The organism is Priestia koreensis, assembly GCF_001274935.1.
In the GTDB taxonomy this organism is placed as follows: Bacteria; Bacillota; Bacilli; order Bacillales; family Bacillaceae_H; genus Bacillus_AG; species Bacillus_AG koreensis.
In genome coordinates, this window is record NZ_LILC01000023.1 from 136696 (window position 1) to 153252 (window position 16557).

Sequence of the window (16557 nt, forward strand, 5' to 3'; positions counted from 1 at the left end):
TAGCCGTGTTGGTTAGAACCTTTTTTACTTCATTCGAAAGACCTCTCCTTTTGGTATAAAAGGTAAGCGCGCCCCTTGCGGCATCACAAATGCATGATCACGCCTGATAGATAGGCGATCACATTCTCCGTCCGTAACAAGTAAAATCGGGCCATTTTTCGGAAAGTCTGTTGCCTGTTCGATTAGCGTAACGGCTGGTTGAAGAACCGTTCCACCTCGTCCTTTTACCTTGAGGCGATCCGCGAGCGCTTCAGGCGGCATATATCCTGCATCATAAGCATGAGCATCACAAAATACAACCCGAACGTACGGAACGTCCCGTGCAATGCTATAGCTTGCAATCGTGCCAAGCGCTTTCCCAAGCAGCTCACGGTCCATTGATCCTGACGTATCAATAATGACTGCAAATGTCCGGCCATCTTCATCGCCTGCCTGATAGACATAGCGAGGTCGTGCAATAGTTGGTGTCGACGCTTGCCGTCTACTTGGACGAGAATATGTCCGAACTTTTTCAATCGGTTGAAAATGATGATCAAACCATCGTGCTAATTCAACATCCCACGGAATGACAGGCTGTGAGAGCGCACGAATTTCTTCTATTAATCCTTGAGGCAAATACCCTCTCTCCTGTGCCTGATGATACACAAGCCCTTGACTAAGCGCTCGACGATAAAAGTCATCTAAATCAGTTCCGACTTTTCCATCCCAAAAGTCTGGTGATTTGCTTTCAATCATGTCACAGCCACCTTGACCACGTAGCGTCATTAGCTTACGATAGCGACGAAGATCTGTGACAATTTGGTCATACACTTCTTCTGCAGAGAGACCTTTGAGCTCGGGGTCGTATAAGCCACCTATTTGCGGCATATCTCCAATTTGCATCTCAATCAACCAGCTGTTAATGACGTAGTCACAGGCTACGTTCCAATAGTAAGGATCTCGCCCCTGTCTTCTCGGCGCATGACTTAAGCCAACATGCAAAAATTCATGTGCCATGACAAACTTTAGCTCTTCTTTCGTTAATGGTACAGCGGAATTAATGTAAATTTCCTTCGTATCAACCGCAACGGCCGCAACCGAAATGTCAAGACGACGACAAATAATCGGATCTTCGACAAGTTCAAAATCACTCGCAAGCGCTCCTAAAAGCGGATAAGAGCTAATAAACCAATCCTTTACTTCCTTTGCGAGCGTGCGCTTTTTTTGAAGACCAAGATCATATTCATATCCGCCTGCTGATCGTACAACGTGCTGCACAGCATGAGCCAATCCCGTAGCAAATAGCTCATCGAATTTAGGTGGCTGGTGGTAGTAATAGAGCTTTTCTTCTGTCAAAATAAAATCAATTTCTCCTGGCATCGTACTAAATCCTTTTAAATGATCAGGAACGCCCTCTTGTACGAAACGTTCATACAGCACTTCCTCGGATGAAATGGATTCATAAACAGGAATATTAAATTCTCTTGGTACTTTTCCAAACTTGAGCTCTTGTAGGAACTGCGCGATATAGCAGTCACAAGCAATGTTCCAAAGCTCCGGATGCTTTTTCTTCTTTTCATGACCAAGACCTAAATGAAGAAGACAGTGGGCAATCACATATGCCCACTCTTCTGGCGTTGCATCCTTGTCCTTGTTTACTCGCATCACACCTGAAGACATGATATACGCCCATGAAGTAGGCCCCATCGATTCCGCATGATCCCACACCTCCTCCCACATCTGTGCGAACATGGGAGATTGCTTGATTAAGTCAACGCCTCTTTCAATCTGTTTAAGACGCTTTTCCTCTTTTACATCTCGCTGCTTCTTCACGATTTTCCGTCCTTCTTGAGAGCTAGTCGAGGAAGGTCACGAATGACTTCTAACATAAACCAAGCAGGTAGCACCTCACCTTTTTGCTCTGACACGACCATTTGGGCAATCTCTAGGCTAATTGACGCTAAATCTTTTAAAAGGTCTTTGGCGCGGAATGATAGCTGTTGCTGGGAATCACGCAAGCCTTGCTTATCGTTTGGAAGCTCTTTTAAAAGCTGCGCACGGAAAGATTGAGCCATAAAGTATAATAAGTCCCGCTCTCCTGGTTCTGACGGCCACTTCATTTCGCCGTTGATGATTTTAGCTAAATCAAAGCGGCTGTTGACTTGCTTAATAAATCCTTTAAACTGGTTCGCATGATGAGGGGATAAGCAGCCTCTTGCGATCATATCTATATCCTGATCGCTTGCGTTTTCTCCGTATCCATACAAACAGTCGCTTAACATATGCCAAGAGCGTGGAGTCGAAAACGGCTCTTCTGTTTTGGGTGGCTCGCTCCACAGGTGATCTGGTCGAAGCTGGATGTATTCAATCACATGTGGATGAATGCTATGATCGTATGCCCACTCTAGCCAATCACGATGAGACGCACGAAGCTGTACGTGGACCATACGGTTAATAAGTGCAGAAGACATCGGTTTGACGATCGCACTGTCCTGCGCTCGGTTTCCTGCTCCGATTACGATTGAGCCTTCTGGAAGACGGTATTCGCCAATTCGCTGCTCATGAATAAGGCTGTAGAAGGCTTTTTGGACCTCATGTGAACAGGCATTAAGCTCATCTAAAAATAAGCAAAACGGTTCGGTTCTGGCAATGTTTTTAGGTGGACAAAACACGCTATATCCATTCTCAATTTGCGGTACGCCAATAATATCCTCAGGAGCAAGCTGGCTTCCTAAAAGCGAGACGCACTCCATACCTAACTCCTCAGCGAACGACTCTACGATGGAAGATTTTCCAATACCAGGTGCGCCCCAAATGAAGACAGGTCGAACGGGTGCGACGTTTAGTAAAAAATCATATAGCTGCTTTTGCGTGACAGATAAAGCTTGATTCACGTAGTTGATTCCTTCTTTCTTTATGTAGTTTTGTGTGTAAATAAAAGAATATCAAAATAGAACAACCAAAAATGGTTGTTCTATTTATTATCGGCGGGAACGTGTTCCTCGTTTAATTGGTTCTGTTGTAATCGTTTCTTGATCAAAATCATATACGTGCGCGACAAACTCCGTCAGCTCAACGAGTGCCAGTTTTGGGCGCTTGGATACGACTTGTGCACCTAAATCGATCGCAAGTCTCGCCCCGTCAAACGTTACGGCCGCAATCGGCGTATGCCCATGAACGAGCGTCTTCCCACCCGTTTCGTCTAAAATTTGCTGCTTGCTATAGCGATACAGATCTTTGCGCTTCATCCACAGATTTTCACGATTCGTATCGCCGTATGGAATTTCAAAACCGGCATGGCTGTATACGTATTCGTCATCATCCCATCGCATCGGCAATGTTCGAAGCCATTCTAACAAATCAGCCACCTCGCCAGGCTCTGAAAACGTCTCGTTAATGCTATCCGCTGCTTCTTTTGCGCCAAATTGAAGCCACATATCAAGAATATTACCTATGTACCAAAGCATCATCTCTTCATGATTTCCAATCGTTACGTGCACGTTCTCGTACGTTTCATGAAGTCTCTTAATCTCTTTTAATACGGGGCCGCTATCTGGACCACGATTCATCATATCTCCTATCACAACAAGCTGATCGGTTTCAGGATCAAACGCAGCGTGTTCAAATAGCTGCATCATCTCACGATAGCTTCCGTGAATATCACTTATTACGAATTTTCTCATCAAGACCCTTCTCTCTACTCTATCAGTATCCCTAGTGTAGCATATTATGAAGCAAAGGCAGAGAGAAAAATACTGTAACCACCGCAATTCCTCTAGTTCAAAGGAAGGATTTTCTTTTCTTTTGGCGCCAAACCCTTCGCTTTCTCATATTTTATAAGGAAATCGCTTACAAAAAAAGAGGTGAACGAAACATGACAAAATTTATTTCCATGCTCGCAAGCGTGTTGCTTATTATCGGTGGGCTCAACTGGTTATTTGTGTCTCTTGACTTTAATCTCGTAACAAAGCTATTTGGATCATCCCCGACACTCGTTGACATCATCTACTGGGCTATCGGTCTTTCTGCTGTTTACGTGTTATATGACCGCTTTTTAAAAGGAAAATAGCAAAAAAAGATCTGACGTATATGCGACGTCAGATCTTTTTTCTTTACTTCTTATTTTGCAACGCTTGTTTTAATGCATCGCCAAGACTTGAACCAAATGCGCTGTCATCACTGTATTTTTTCATCAGCTGACGCTCCTCGCGCTTTGTCACTTTTTTCTTCTTATCTTCTGCTTTTTCGACCACTTGACACATGCGACATTGGAAATAGGTTCCTGCTTTTCCATCATGAATTTCCATGCGTTTATGACACTGTGGACAGCGACGGTTAGAAAGCTTCGGATCTTTGGCACGCTTGTAGCTGCATTCACGGCTTGAACAAATAAGCATACGTCCTTGCTTCGTTTTCTTTTCTTTCAAAAACTCCCCGCAGTCTGGACATTTAGACCCTGTTAAATTATGCGGGCGATACTCTTTGCTACTCATCTTCACTTCAGATACGAGGTTTTCCGTTTGCTTGCGAATGTTCGCTAAAAACTCACGCGCGTTTCCTTTTCCTTTTGCAATCGCTTCTAGCTCACTTTCCCATTTCGCTGTAAGCTCTGGAGAAGTCAATTCATCTGCGACAAGATCAATCAGCTGCTTCCCTTTTTTCGTTGGGAACAGACGATTATTTTGACGTTCGATGGATTCACTATGCAAAAGCTTTTCAATAATATCCGCACGAGTAGCCGGTGTACCGAGATTATGTTTTTCCATTTTCCCTAATAGATCGGCCTCTGTATAACGATGTGGCGGTTCTGTGAACGCACTTTTTAGCTGCACGTCCTGAACGCTAAGCATTTGCCCTTCTTCAACGGGTGGAAGCGTACTTTCCTTGTCCTCACCGTCTTTTCCAATCACCTTTTTAAATCCTAGATCAATGACGCGATTTCCCTTTGCTACAAAGCGCTCGCCGTTCAGATCAAGATCCATACGAATGGATTCGTATTGATAAGCAGGATAAAAGAGGGCAATAAATCGCTTAGCAATCAAATCGTACAATTTGCGTTCATCCTGTGATAAATCACGTAAAAATAGCGGTTGATCTGTGACGATGATCGCATGATGATCACTCACTTTTTCGTTGTTTACGACACGTTTTGGCAGCGTAGGGTTTTGAAGAATCGGACGCACTTCTTCTTTATACGATCCTACAATGCTTTGCAGTCGCTCTTTCATTGTGTCCACCATATCCGTCGTTAAATAGCGAGAATCTGTACGTGGATATGTGACAAGCTTATGTTGTTCATACAGCTTTTGTAATACGCTTAGCGTCTTTTTGGCAGAAAAGCCGTAGCGTTTATTCGCATCACGCTGTAATTCGTTCAAATCGTAAGGAAGCAGCTGCGCTTCTTTTGCGATCTTAGAATAAACCTTCACGACTTTTGCTTGTTGATCCGCTACTTTTTTCTCGATACGCTCTGCTTCTTCCTTATCAAATAAACGCTTTTCTTGATTTCGTTCCCACATCGCTCCGAACTTACCAAGATTTGCAGATAGCGTCCAGTATTCGCTAGGGACGAATTTTTCGATTTCCTTGTCACGTTGCAAAATCATCGCAAGCGTTGGCGTTTGAACACGACCTGCTGACAAAGGCTCTTCGTATTTTGTTGTCATTGCGCGCGTCACATTTAGACCGATCAGCCAATCAGCTTCTGAGCGACAAACCGCTGATTCGTATAGGCGGTCAAACTCTTTCCCAGGCTTTAGGTTTTGAAATCCTTGGCGAATGGCCTGATCCGTTTGGGACGAAATCCACAAGCGTTTGAACGGCTTATTCCAGCGAACTTTCTCCATAATCCAGCGTGCCACAAGCTCTCCCTCACGCCCTGCATCGGTTGCGATAATCAGTTCTTTTATGTCTTTTCGTTTCGCTAAATCCGCGACCGTGCGAAACTGCGGACTTGTTTTACCAATCACTTTTAGCTTCATTTCTTTTGGAATAATCGGTAAGTCTTCTAATTTCCACATCTTATATCGGTTATCGTAATCTTCTGGTGTTTTTAATTCAATTAAATGACCCAATGCCCACGTAACGACATACTTTGGTCCTTCTATGTATCCTTTTTTACTATCATTACAGCCAAGTACACGTGCAATTTCCCGAGCAACGCTTGGCTTTTCAGCGAGTACTAATGATTTCATTTCTATATACCTCCAATTCACTTTCTCCATTATAACGTAAATGAGTGACTTCTCCAGTATTTTTAACCGTATCGCTAAGGAGCGCTCTCGATTGTGCGGACATTTTCTTTTTCTATGTAAAAAAACAGACAAGTCTCCTACTGGTACATGCATACATATAAAACAAGCATCTTTAAAAAGGAGTGAAAATCATGAAGTTTGTGGTGATTACGAAAAAACGACTGATCGCGTTTGCTTTGGCTTTTGCTGTGGCCGTTTGCGGTGCATGGTTATTACTGAAGCCTGATAGTGTTGCAACGACTGGGAAACCGCAAAAAGAATACGTAATCAATATGGTAACAGGCGAATTTAAAACGACAACGAGTGATGGCAAAGAAATTGAAGCCTATCGCTGGGACCCAGGAACAATCGTCGTACCTAAAGACGAGAATATTAAGCTGAGCCTCTACGGTGTCAACGGAAAAGAGCACCCGTTTAAAATTGAAGGCACCACGATTAAAGGGATGGTGACAAAAGGCAAAGAAACCGTTGTCAACCTTCGTTTTAACAAAGAAGGTACGTACCGTTTAATTTGCACGGCTCATTCAGACATGGCTCATAACGGACCGATGATTGCTTATATTGTGGTAGATTAATAAAGGGAAGCATGAAAAAAGAAGCTTGGAAAATCCTAGGCCACTGAAAAACTTCAGATTTTTAGATAATCAGTAGAACGTAAGACAAAAAAGCTGGATCAATTCCGTTTTCTAGAATTGATCCAGCTTTTGCTTTTCAATTTAGACCGTTTCTTGGATTTCTCCTTGAAGTATGCTTCTCTTTGAAAAGGTGCTTGGTCAGTATGTTCCGTTGACTTCACTGAAACGGAATTATTGGAACCACCCTTTTGAATAAATGGATTTTCTTCATTATCAAGCAAAAAAGGGCCAAGTTCCTTTCAAGATGGGAACTTGGCCCTTACATCTGATGCAGTCGCTCTAGGTGGTTTGGAACGGAAGGTGCGGGACTAGCGTGACAGGTGAGACCCCGCAGAGCAGCGAGGAGGCTCACCGCACGCCCCGCGGAAAGCGAAGCGACCTGGAGTGGAGATCAACCGACTCCGTTATGACCGCAATCCTTTACACTTTTTCAGTGGCCTCGAAGATCCTAGCCCCTTTTTCGTTCTTACGCAAGTGCCTGCAGTCCAGCTTGATTCAAGAAGTTCCAAGGTTTATTAAAGTGCGGTTGGAAAAAGAAATCCACGAATCCAAGCTCTTCAATCGTTAGACCTTTTTGGATACCAACTGAAATGGTGTTAATCGCTTGAGTCACGTCTACTTTCGAAATAATTTGCGCGCCCACAATGCGACTTGTTTCCTCTTCATACGTTACTTTTAGCATAATCGGCTCGTACGTTGGCATAAACTCAGGTCGATTGTTTTCTGTGATTGTGATACTTTTCACATTCATATTTAAAAGTTTAGCAGATGTTTCCGTTACACCTGTAGATGCCATGCTATAGTCATAAATGTGAAGACCTGATGTCCCTTGTGTGCCCATGTAACGAATGCTTGGTTTTACTAGATTTTTGGCTACTAATGTTCCCATGCGCACCGCATTTGTCGCAAGCGGGATATACATGTGTTCACCAGTTGGATTATATTTCACGGCACAGCTGTCACCTGCAGCATATACGTCAGGATTACTTGTTTGCATATACTCATTAACAACAATGGCTCCATTTCCTAACATATCAACTTGACCATTTAAAAGCCCTGTGTTTGGTTTGAAGCCCACACACAAGATAACAAGATCCGCTTCGTATTCACCTTTTGTCGTAATGACTTTAGAAACATTACCGTTTTCGCCTTCAAATTTTGTCACCGTTTGATTGAGCGCTAGCGTAACGTTTCGTTTTCTAAATTCATCTTCAATTAAATCCGTGTATTCACGATCTAGATATTTATTTAAAATGCGCTCTTCTCCGTCAATTAGCGTAACTTCCGCACCGTATTTCTCAAATGCTTCTACAAGTTCTACACCAATGTATCCAGCACCGATGACCGTAATTTTTTTCGCTTCTTTCGCTTTATCAATAATGTTATTTGCATGGTGAAAGTTTTTCGATAACACGATGTTATTTAGCTTAATTCCGTCAATTGGCGGAATGATTGGCCAAGAACCTGTTGTCATCACAAGCTTATCAAATGTATCTTCGATTTGTTCACCGGTTTCTAAGTTTTTCGCCGTAATTCGTTTTTCATTTGTATCAATCGATAGGACTTCATGCTTCATTTTCATTGAAACACCCATTGAAGCAAGCTCTTGAGGTGATGAGTAGAAAAGTCCATTTGCATCTTTCGCTACTCCTCCTACATAAAGTGCAATACCACATGATAAAAATGACACGTTGTCATTTCGCTCATATACGGTAACCTCAGCTTCTGGGTATAGTGTTGCAATATTTTTGACCGCCGCTGTTCCGGCATGTGTACAACCAATGACTGCTACTTTCATGAAAAAGTCCTCCTTATAATAAGAAAAAGTATGATTGTGAATCTTTTCACAAGTTTATGTGAAATGTTTCACATATCGTTTACAATTTTCATTATAGGACGATTCCTTTTAAAAATCAAGATATATGTGAAGTTTTTCACATAGTTTTTTAGTGGTAATTTATTCTTGTTTTTACAATCTTATCTTGCAAAAAAAAGAGAGCATCTCTGCCCTCTCTTACTCATTTAAGCGTAGGCGATTTTGCACGAAACGAATCACATTTAAAATCGTTTCTGTCTGTGCAATGTCCACACGCTCCCGGTGAAATTCGCCGCTGCTGTGATAAAAAATGACTTCTCCTTTTCCAGCGTCTTCATTAATGTCTAGCTGAAAGCTTAAAGGTGTTGCTAGAATGTCGCCTGAATCATCTCGCGTAACGATCTGACAAAGCATTTCCCCTTCATCATTTTTTTCATGTAGAAAATCATAGCGCATCTCATACACCATTTTTTCAAGCTGTGTTTGCAATAATTGTTCAATTGCCCCTGCCACTTTTAATCCCTCTTTCATAGTTGTTCATGATGATATTGCCTTTGTCATATACACTTGCTCTACCGTTCTCTCAAATCCCCAATCAGCTAGTGCTTTTGCTAACGTCTCATTCGATTGTTGAATACAGGCTGCTAGACGAATCATCTCTTTAGAAGGATGAAACACTTGGGTCAATAATCCATCGTAGCACGTTCGCTGCCCGTTCCCTTCGTTCACTTCACACTGCATCAGCGTAGTGATCAGCTTTTTCTTATGGGGATCAACTGCTGAGCGATACACTGCATAACCGACTACCTCGCCTCGTTCATCTTTTGCTAGAACGTACTGTGCGTCAGGTATATGATCACACTGCGTCTGCCACGGCGCTCGTTCATTATAAAAATCAAGGGACGTTATTTCCCATTTATAAGCGTTTGTGTACGTATAGGGTGAATCAGCGACGATTATCGGAGTGAAATTCATTGCCTGATAGTGATCGACATAATCAACAATTTCATACCCCTTCTTCTTATATAGAGAAATTGCCCGCTCATTTTCTTTAATCGCCTCAAGCGTTGCAAGCTGGACGTTCTCTCTTTGATAGATTGCCAGCACCTCGTCCATCAAAAGCTGACCAACGCCATCATTTCGGTAGCTCATTTTCACCCCTGTGCCCCCGTTATAAGCAAGTTTAATTCCTTTTGCTGTGCGAATTCCATTCACAACGAGCCCAATAGGCTGATCCCCATCAAACGCTACAACAGAATGTGTGGCAGATAATCCATATGTGCCGAGCCGTTTTAAGAAAGAATCGGGGGTCATCTTCATATCAAAATAATACCCCTCAAATCCCTCATTCCATGCCTGTACTGCTTCTGTGATCGTACAATCAGCAAGCCGTTTCATCGTAAACATCCCCATACCCCCTATAGATCGATCGGACTTTCTATATGTTCAACCATGTACATAGCTTTAAACAAACGTTCTACTGAACGCTCTGAAAATTCAGGCCGATGTTTCCAAGCGCTTGTTGAAGGCTTGAGAACGTTTTTGTCTGACCGAAGTTAATGCCAAGGTTCACAACCGTTTGGGCAATATCAGGAGTAATTCCACTGACCATAGCGTCTACACCGATTAATTTTAACGAATCAATAATTTGAAAAAGCTGCTGCGCTACATATGTATCAATGATTGGAACACCAGATAAATCAAGCACGAAGTAAGAAAGCTTCAGCTGTACACTTTGCTCAAGCGCATGCTCTAGTAAAAGCTTGGCACGATATGTATCAATGGTTCCGACAACGGGAAGGACAGCCACTCCTTCAACAATCGGAACGACGGGTACCGATAGCTCCATCATGGCGTTTCTTGATTGCTCGATTTGTTCACTGTGGAAATTAACGAACGGAAGGCTAAAATAATACACGACTTCATTTACTGTTCGGTCGAGAAGTGAAATTGCATAGTAAAACTCTGAGAGAGTTAGATTTAAATAAATTCCTTCCTCCTGTACAACTTCTCCGATAAAATGTCGGTATTGAGGAACCTCGTTTAACATGGCATCAAGCGTCGCGTTCATCTCTGCACACTTACGACCTGACTGCAATCCCCATTCTTCAACCTGACGCGTACGTTCGCTCTCATCTAAAATAAGCGAATTAGCATAGAGCGTGACAAGCTCTATGCGTAACGGGTATAGACTTTTCGCCATAGGCAATAACTCATCTGGATATCGTTTGTTTTGTTCATCTGTAATTTTCTGTGCAAGTTCCTCTTTTTGTTCAAAGATCTTTTTACTTATACGTACCATATAGTCGTTCATGTTTTTCCCCACTATCTACCAAGTTTATAAGCTCTATCAGTATTCTAACACTTTTCTTCCCTTTAAGGGGTAAAATGAGTGTGCGAACCGCTCTTAATCGCCTCTGCTAGTAATTGATACGAGCGTTTTTTCGCTTCAAAATCATAGATATTCGTAATAATTAAAAATTCATCGGTTTGGTAGCGTTTCTGTAGCTCTACTAGTTCTCTTGCGGCTTTTTCTGGGTTTCCAACAATCATACGACGTCGGTTTTTCGAAATTTTTTCGCGATCGCGCTCGTTGTATGCTCTATTCTTCGCCTCTTCAGGACTTGGAACGCGTGTATCAAGCCCATTTTCGACTTTCAGTAGCCACAAGTCGAGACTCTTTGCATGGTATTCGGCCTCTTCATCCGTTGGCGCACAAACAACAAACACACATACATTTACATGTGGCTCACTTTGTGCAAAAGAAGGCTGAAAATGCTCATAGTAATAGTCGATTGCTTCTTCTCCCGCAGTAGGATTAATAAAGTGACCGAACGTAAAAGCGGTGCCTTGTTCAGCAGCAAGGCGAGCACTGCGCTGATTAATTCCGAGTAGCCAAATCTCTGGCTGCTGTTCCGTTTTAGGATTTGCGATCACTCCCGCAAATTCATGATCGCTTGGTAGACGGTTATGCAAATGATACTGCAAATCCGCTACCTGACGCGGAAACTCATTCATGCTTCTTCGAATTCCATCTGTTAGAGCTAGACGGGTTGTATTTCCTCCGCCTGGTGAACGGCCAATTCCTAGCTCAACGCGACCAGGAAATAGCGTTTCCATCACGTGAAAATCTTCTGCTACTTTAAACGGGCTATACTGCGGGAGTAAAACACCCCCTGAACCTACCTTAATGCTCTCTGTTTTTGATGCAATATGGGTCATAAGTAGCGTAGGAGACGTTCCAGCTAGTCCTGATGTGTTATGATGCTCAGCGAGCCAGTATCGCTCATACCCGAGTCTCTCTGCCCACTGTGCTAGCTCCACGCTTTGACCAAATGCATCGCTTGGTGTTTGTCCGTTTGAAATGGGTGTTTGATCTAAGACACCTAACCGTATCATGATGCAACCTCCTGTCTTCCATATCGTGTTGTTTCACTATAGCTCTTTTTCAAAGAGAAAGAAAAGAAATTAGCCTCCCCAATACAAACAAACGGCGAACATGAATGATCGCCGTTTTTCTGTTAGTATGTACAGCGCCGGTTAGCCCTATGAAGCATACATTTGTTTAATTTTCTCATCGCTCGGTAACAGCCAGGTCAGTACACCAAGCACAGGTAGCACGCTACAAAAAATCATAATAAAGCGAAGATTAAAAAGGTCGGCTAGATTTCCTAATACAACCGAACCGAGCGCTCCCATGCCAAATGCAAGACCCACAATTAACCCTGATACCATTCCAATTCGCCCCGGAAGAAGCTCCTGTGCGTATACTACGGTAACGCTAAAGCTTGACGACAGGATGAATCCAATAAGGAACAGAAGCGGTATGACCATCGCAAGAGAAACGTGCGGTAATAGTAGCGTAAGTGGCACTGAGCCGATCGTCGAAAACAAAATCACGTTTCGTTTTCCAAAGCGATCTGCGAGCGGACCACCAAAAAACGTTCCTAACACGCCCGCCATCATAAAAATAAAGATGTACGTCTGCGCATGCTTAATCGTAATGTCATAATGTTCGCGTAAGTAGAACTGATAAAAGCTTGAAATACCTGCTCCGTACCAAGAACGAGCAAACACTAAAAAGATTAGAAGTCCGATTGCCACCTTCACTGAACGGCTAATATTGCCTGCAGGAACTGCTGATTGCGGGCGTTTTTTTGTTGCTACTCCCTGTGCGAGCTGTCCGCGATACCAGATGGATACGTACCAAAGAACCATCATGCCAAGTGCGGCAAGGCCCGTAAACCAAAGCGCTCCCCTTTGACCAAGAGGAAGAAAGATAAGAGCCGTAAAAACAGGCGCAAGCGAATTCCCCGTATTTCCACCTACTTGATAAATAGACTGTGCTAACCCTCGCTTAGGACCAGACGCCATATACGCAACGCGAGAGCCTTCGGGGTGAAAAATAGCTGAGCCAAGGCCAATAAATAAGACAGACGCGAGCACGACATAAAAATGAGGGGCAAGCGCAAGTCCAATCATGCCGATCAAACTAAAAAACATGCCAAGCGGTAGCAGAAACGGTGACGACTTCCGGTCCGCATAATAGCCGAATACCGGTTGAAGCAGCGACGACGTCATATTGAGCACAAACGCAATCCAGCCAATTTGCGCATACGATAAGTTCATTGACTTCTCTAAAATAGGAAAAACAGCCGGTACAACAGCTTGCATGGAATCATTTAATAAGTGCCCTGCACTAATCGCAAATAAAATTTGATACACCATCTGTTTTGGTGCAACATTCGCTTTGGTGACGACTTGCATCAGACATTCCTTCTTCCCCGTAAAATAAATGACTACTACTATGTATATTTCGAAAAACGAAAAGTTAACTTCCTAAATCACCATTTTATTATACAAAAAGAAAAAGGAATCGTAATCCATTTTTTTCTTTTTCATCCAAATGATCTTTATGTATGTTTCGCCATGATCAAGCACGAATCGCTCTTTAGAGGAGCAGAGAGACAATTATTTTTGCCTCTTCTGTCAGCTTTTCTCTTCATGTACTTCATCTTCCTTCTATTTAATGATATAATTTCGTAGATATTAGTCTTGGAGGAATTAACTTATATGATTACTGTAAATAATGTTGGCTTGCGCTATGGTGACCGCAAGCTGTTTGAAGATGTAAATATTAAATTCACGCCTGGTAACTGCTACGGTCTAATTGGAGCAAACGGTGCAGGTAAATCAACGTTCTTAAAAATTTTATCTGGTGAAATTGAAGCACAAAGCGGCGATGTACACTTGGGCCCTGGTGAACGCCTTGCTGTTCTAAAGCAAAACCACTTTGAGTACGAAGAACATGAAGTATTAAAAGTGGTCATCATGGGACATAGCCGTCTTTATGAAGTTATGCAAGAAAAAGATGCGATCTACATGAAAGCAGACTTCACAGATGAAGACGGCATGCGTGCGGCTGAGCTTGAAGGTGAATTTGCTGAGCTGAACGGTTGGGAAGCAGAATCTGAAGCAGCGATTCTCTTAAAAGGTCTTGGTATCGGTGAAGATCTTCACACAAAACTAATGGCTGACCTAACAGGTTCAGACAAAGTAAAAGTATTGCTTGCACAAGCACTATTTGGTAAACCAGACGTTCTTCTTCTCGATGAGCCTACCAACCATTTAGACATGCAAGCAATTAAATGGTTAGAGGAATTCCTTATTAACTTTGAGAACACGGTTATTGTTGTATCCCATGACCGTCACTTCTTAAACAAAGTATGTACACACATTGCCGACTTAGACTTTGGAAAAATTCAAATCTACGTTGGGAACTATGACTTCTGGTATGAATCTAGTCAATTAGCGCTTAAATTGACACAGGAATCAAACAAGAAAAAAGAAGAGAAAATTAAAGAGCTTCAAAACTTCATTGCGCGCTTTAGTGCGAACGCATCAAAGTCCAAACAAGCAACGTCTCGTAAAAAATTACTTGATAAAATCTCGCTGGATGATATTCGTCCATCTTCTCGTCGCTACCCGTACGTAAACTTCACGCCTGAACGTGAAATCGGAAACGACGTGCTTCGCGTAGAGGGGTTAAGCAAAACAATCGACGGCGTAAAAGTATTGAACGACGTAAGCTTCATTGTGAACAAAGAAGACAAAATTGCGTTAGTTGGTCACGATGAAATTGCCAAAACAACGCTTCTTAAAATCCTAATGGGTGAAATGGAGCCTGATAGCGGTTCATTCAAGTGGGGTGTTACAACATCTCAAGCTTACTTCCCGAACGATAACTCTGCTTATTTTGAAGGAAACGATATGACTCTTGTTGATTGGTTACGTCAATACTCACCAAACGACCAAAGTGAAAGCTTCCTACGTGGATTCCTAGGAAGAATGCTATTCTCTGGTGAAGATGTGTTGAAAAAATCAAGCGTTCTTTCTGGGGGCGAAAAAGTTCGCTGCATGTTGTCAAAAATGATGCTAAGCGGATCAAACATCTTACTTTTAGATGAGCCAACAAACCATTTAGACCTTGAATCAATTACAGCACTAAATAACGGCTTAATCGCATTCAAAGGCGCAATGCTATTCACATCTCATGACCATCAGTTCGTTCAAACAATTGCTAACCGCATTATTGAAATCGGACCAAACGGAATGGTTGATAAACAAGTGTCTTACGATGAATATTTAGACGATTCTTCTGTTCAAGCACAAGTAAAAGCGATCTATTAATAAACAAAAAGAGAAGATCTCCGTGATCTTCTCTTTTTTTGTAACTTTTTCCTCCTCACCCCCGTCTAATGTTCCGATAAGGAGGTTTTTTTATGAAAAAACAGTTAGGTATGGTGCTTCTGACTAGCAGCATATTGCTTATGAGCGCCTGTACATCAGCAGAATCAGAAGCAAAACCAATCGAAAGCAAAGAACATGTTCAAAAAGACATTCAAAAACAAGTGCAGGAAGGCGATTTTGTTTTTAACATTGTCTCAAAAAAGGCAACCTATCTCCAGGGAGAAAAGCCGGATATCTATGCAGAGCTCGCCTATATCGGAAACGAAAAAGGCGTAACGATCTCATACGGATATTCCCCCATCACGTTCACAAAACTCGAAGAAACGACACGAGGATATACGTTTGACGCATCTGTTCCTGCTCCCCTATCAACCGGCGTTCCGTTCACCGGAGACAAACCTTTTCGTGAATCTCTTCAACCCTTTGGTGGCTATATCCCAGACGAGCAAAAAGACAAAATTAATTTTGCCAAACAAATAGCAAAAGACTCTATGCCAAAGGGACACTACATTTTGCATGCCGAAGCTCAGTTTTCTGTTGAAAAAGGAGCAAAGCAGCTTAGCAAGCCGCTCAGTACCGTTATTTCATTTGATGTGAAGTAAATGGGTGTTGGTCTTTCTGTACATACGTTTTAAATGATGAAGGGGGCAGGAATAATAGTGAGGCGTGTATTGCTTATCGTTGGGTTGGTCGCTATACTCGTTGGGTTGTGCGTTCATCAGTTCGAGGGGGTAGCCGTATTACACGAAGAAAAGCTCGAAACGAAAACTCTTTCACAATTTTATCCAAAGGGTTTTGATCACGTATCGAAAATAGCTATCCTTAATGGATCATCAGGTGCTAAAAAAACGACTACGGACAAACAAAGTATCGTACCGTTTATTAACAGCATCAAAGACATTCCGTTTATACCAGATGAAAATCAAGAAAGACGAGTAGGGTTTAGATACAACGTTACATTTTATAACGATAAAAAATCCATTTTTTCTTTCAGTATGACAAATGTAGATGGACATTACTATCATACAGAACCTGATCTATACCCAATCGTTGACACTTTTTATAAGCAGCTGAATGTTGAGGAAATCGCTCCGTAAACGCATGTCACCCCGTCTGTCTATAG

15 protein-coding genes are annotated in these 16557 nt (G+C 42.4%); 5 read left to right on the forward strand and 10 right to left on the reverse strand.

Annotation, left to right across the window (positions count from 1 at the left end; genetic code table 11):
• Window positions 1-24 precede the first annotated feature (24 nt).
• The 3 genes from AMD01_RS16815 to AMD01_RS16825 form a co-directional block, all read right to left on the reverse strand.
• Window positions 25-1812, reverse strand: coding sequence for a vWA domain-containing protein (locus AMD01_RS16815; RefSeq protein WP_245638968.1), 1788 nt, complete (start codon window positions 1810-1812; stop codon window positions 25-27).
• A complete protein-coding gene (locus AMD01_RS16820) occupies window positions 1809-2873 on the reverse strand; it encodes an AAA family ATPase (protein ID WP_053402609.1) in 1065 nt (354 codons plus the stop codon). Before AMD01_RS16820 ends, AMD01_RS16815 begins: the two co-directional genes overlap by 4 nt.
• A gap of 87 nt (window positions 2874-2960) precedes the next feature.
• Window positions 2961-3662 carry a metallophosphoesterase gene (locus AMD01_RS16825; RefSeq protein WP_053402610.1) on the reverse strand — a complete coding sequence of 234 codons (702 nt, stop codon included), beginning with the start codon at window positions 3660-3662 and terminating at the stop codon, window positions 2961-2963.
• 191 nt (window positions 3663-3853) lie between these two features.
• Here AMD01_RS16825 and AMD01_RS16830 point away from each other — a divergent pair, with 191 nt between their 5' ends.
• Window positions 3854-4048, forward strand: coding sequence for a DUF378 domain-containing protein (locus AMD01_RS16830; protein WP_053402611.1), 195 nt, complete (start codon window positions 3854-3856; stop codon window positions 4046-4048).
• 43 nt (window positions 4049-4091) lie between these two features.
• Here AMD01_RS16830 and AMD01_RS16835 read toward each other — a convergent pair whose 3' ends face one another.
• Entirely contained in the window at window positions 4092-6173 is a 2082-nt protein-coding gene (locus tag AMD01_RS16835; protein ID WP_053402612.1) for a DNA topoisomerase III, read from the reverse strand.
• A 191-nt stretch (window positions 6174-6364) separates the two neighbouring features.
• Between AMD01_RS16835 and AMD01_RS16840 the strand changes: the two genes are divergently transcribed.
• Entirely contained in the window at window positions 6365-6808 is a 444-nt protein-coding gene (locus AMD01_RS16840) for a cupredoxin domain-containing protein (protein ID WP_053402613.1), read from the forward strand.
• Between the two features lie 526 nt (window positions 6809-7334).
• Here AMD01_RS16840 and AMD01_RS16845 read toward each other — a convergent pair.
• From AMD01_RS16845 to AMD01_RS16870, 6 genes are all read right to left on the reverse strand, one after another.
• Entirely contained in the window at window positions 7335-8666 is a 1332-nt protein-coding gene (locus AMD01_RS16845; RefSeq protein WP_053402614.1) for an FAD-dependent oxidoreductase, read from the reverse strand.
• Between the two features lie 216 nt (window positions 8667-8882).
• Complete coding sequence (locus tag AMD01_RS16850) at window positions 8883-9215, reverse strand: hypothetical protein (RefSeq protein ID WP_053402615.1); 333 nt, start codon at window positions 9213-9215, stop codon at window positions 8883-8885.
• A 6-nt stretch (window positions 9216-9221) separates the two neighbouring features.
• Window positions 9222-10091 (reverse strand): GNAT family N-acetyltransferase, encoded by an 870-nt coding sequence (locus tag AMD01_RS16855; protein ID WP_053402616.1) that lies wholly within the window; start codon window positions 10089-10091, stop codon window positions 9222-9224.
• Between the two features lie 70 nt (window positions 10092-10161).
• Window positions 10162-10998, reverse strand: a complete 837-nt coding sequence (locus AMD01_RS16860) for an STAS domain-containing protein (protein WP_053402617.1) — start codon at window positions 10996-10998, stop codon at window positions 10162-10164.
• 62 nt (window positions 10999-11060) lie between these two features.
• Window positions 11061-12083, reverse strand: a complete 1023-nt coding sequence (locus AMD01_RS16865; protein WP_053402618.1) for an LLM class flavin-dependent oxidoreductase — start codon at window positions 12081-12083, stop codon at window positions 11061-11063.
• A 147-nt stretch (window positions 12084-12230) separates the two neighbouring features.
• Window positions 12231-13451: an MFS transporter gene (locus tag AMD01_RS16870; protein ID WP_053402619.1), complete on the reverse strand. Its 1221-nt coding sequence runs from the start codon at window positions 13449-13451 to the stop codon at window positions 12231-12233.
• A gap of 306 nt (window positions 13452-13757) precedes the next feature.
• Here AMD01_RS16870 and AMD01_RS16880 point away from each other — a divergent pair, with 306 nt between their 5' ends.
• The 3 genes from AMD01_RS16880 to AMD01_RS16890 all read left to right on the forward strand — a co-directional run bounded on the left by AMD01_RS16880 (window position 13758) and on the right by AMD01_RS16890 (window position 16531).
• Window positions 13758-15374 carry an ABC-F family ATP-binding cassette domain-containing protein gene (locus AMD01_RS16880; RefSeq protein WP_053402621.1) on the forward strand — a complete coding sequence of 539 codons (1617 nt, stop codon included), beginning with the start codon at window positions 13758-13760 and terminating at the stop codon, window positions 15372-15374.
• Window positions 15375-15466: 92 nt separating this feature from the next.
• Window positions 15467-16036, forward strand: coding sequence for a hypothetical protein (locus AMD01_RS16885; RefSeq protein ID WP_053402622.1), 570 nt, complete (start codon window positions 15467-15469; stop codon window positions 16034-16036).
• Window positions 16037-16093: 57 nt separating this feature from the next.
• Entirely contained in the window at window positions 16094-16531 is a 438-nt protein-coding gene (locus AMD01_RS16890; protein WP_245638969.1) for a hypothetical protein, read from the forward strand.
• Window positions 16532-16557: the final 26 nt, after the last annotated feature.

What these genes read in the sequence shown, in the direction of transcription:
- AMD01_RS16825 (WP_053402610.1), bottom strand. Translation starts at nt 3,662, where the DNA reads ATGAGAAAATTCGTAATAAGTGATATTCACGGAAGCTATCGTGAGATG.
- AMD01_RS16830 (WP_053402611.1), top strand. Translation starts at nt 3,854, where the DNA reads ATGACAAAATTTATTTCCATGCTCGCAAGCGTGTTGCTTATTATCGGT.
- AMD01_RS16835 (WP_053402612.1), bottom strand. Translation starts at nt 6,173, where the DNA reads ATGAAATCATTAGTACTCGCTGAAAAGCCAAGCGTTGCTCGGGAAATT.
- AMD01_RS16840 (WP_053402613.1), top strand. Translation starts at nt 6,365, where the DNA reads ATGAAGTTTGTGGTGATTACGAAAAAACGACTGATCGCGTTTGCTTTG.
- AMD01_RS16845 (WP_053402614.1), bottom strand. Translation starts at nt 8,666, where the DNA reads ATGAAAGTAGCAGTCATTGGTTGTACACATGCCGGAACAGCGGCGGTC.
- AMD01_RS16850 (WP_053402615.1), bottom strand. Translation starts at nt 9,215, where the DNA reads ATGAAAGAGGGATTAAAAGTGGCAGGGGCAATTGAACAATTATTGCAA.
- AMD01_RS16855 (WP_053402616.1), bottom strand. Translation starts at nt 10,091, where the DNA reads ATGTTTACGATGAAACGGCTTGCTGATTGTACGATCACAGAAGCAGTA.
- AMD01_RS16860 (WP_053402617.1), bottom strand. Translation starts at nt 10,998, where the DNA reads ATGAACGACTATATGGTACGTATAAGTAAAAAGATCTTTGAACAAAAA.
- AMD01_RS16865 (WP_053402618.1), bottom strand. Translation starts at nt 12,083, where the DNA reads ATGATACGGTTAGGTGTCTTAGATCAAACACCCATTTCAAACGGACAA.
- AMD01_RS16870 (WP_053402619.1), bottom strand. Translation starts at nt 13,451, where the DNA reads ATGCAAGTCGTCACCAAAGCGAATGTTGCACCAAAACAGATGGTGTAT.
- AMD01_RS16880 (WP_053402621.1), top strand. Translation starts at nt 13,758, where the DNA reads ATGATTACTGTAAATAATGTTGGCTTGCGCTATGGTGACCGCAAGCTG.
- AMD01_RS16885 (WP_053402622.1), top strand. Translation starts at nt 15,467, where the DNA reads ATGAAAAAACAGTTAGGTATGGTGCTTCTGACTAGCAGCATATTGCTT.